At 75.2% G+C, this 1,026-nt stretch carries 1 protein-coding gene; it reads right to left on the bottom strand.

The genetic code is table 11. The annotated features are described in order from the left end of the window. Positions 1 to 49: 49 nt before the first annotated feature. Complete coding sequence (locus tag ACIQOV_RS42780) at positions 50 to 805, bottom strand: SDR family oxidoreductase (protein ID WP_401056709.1); 756 nt, start codon at positions 803 to 805, stop codon at positions 50 to 52. Positions 806 to 1,026 lie beyond the last annotated feature (221 nt).

The following is a 1,026-nucleotide window of genomic DNA, read 5'->3' on the forward strand; positions in this document are numbered from 1 at the left end:
GATGTGTTCGATCTTGGCCCCTGCTCCGGGGCCGCCCGCCGGGCCGGGCTCAGGCGCGGTGGACCTTGTGGTTGGCGGCCTGCGCCCGGGGGCGGACCACCAGCAGGTCGATGTTCACGTGCGAGGGCCGGGTGACCGCCCACGCCACGGTGTCCGCGATGTCCTCCGAGGTGAGCGGTTCGGCCACGCCCGCGTACACGGCGGCGGCCTTCTCCTCGTCGCCGCGGAAGCGGGTGACCGCGAAGCCCTCGGACTTCACCATGCCGGGCGCGATCTCGATCACCCGGATCGGCTCCCCGCACAGCTCCAGCCGCAGCGTGGCGGCGATGGTGTGCGCGGCGTGCTTGGCGGCGACGTACCCGCCGCCGCCCTCGTAGGCGGCCAGCGCGGCGGTCGAGGAGAGCACCAGCACCGTGCCGTCGCCGGTGGCCCGCAGGGCCGGCAGCAGGGCCTGCGTCACGTGCAGCACGCCGAGCACGTTCACCTCGTACATGGCCCGCCAGTCGGCCGGGTCCCCGTGCTCGACGCTCTCCGCGCCGATCGCGCCGCCGGCGTTGTTCACCAGGACGTCCACCCGGCCGACCGCGGCGGCGAAGGCGTCCACCGCGGCCCGGTCGGTGACGTCCAGGGTGACCGCGCGGGCCGAACCGCCCCGGTCGGCGATCTCCTCGGCCAGCGCCTCGACGCGGTCGGTGCGCCGGGCGGTCAGCACCACGTCGAAGCCCTCGGCGGCCAGCCGGCGGGCGGTCGCCGCGCCGATTCCGCTGCTGGCACCGGTGACCACGGCCACCTTCTGCTCGGTCATTGCCACTCCCTGGGGCTCATCGGTCGTTCACCCGATCATCTCAACCGCGTCGCCGCCGCGGCGGGCCGGTCAGGCCCTACATTGCGAGGACCCGCTCCCCAGCTCCGGAGGAGGCACCCCCATGACAGCCGAACCGCGCCGCGCCGAGTCGGGTTTCGCGATCGAGCCGCTGTACGGCCCCGAGTCCCTGGCCGGCCGGGAGGCCGGCGCCCGGCTGGGCC

This window comes from Kitasatospora sp. NPDC091257 (genome assembly GCF_044757675.1).
Lineage (GTDB): Bacteria > Actinomycetota > Actinomycetes > Streptomycetales > Streptomycetaceae > Kitasatospora > Kitasatospora lactacystinica.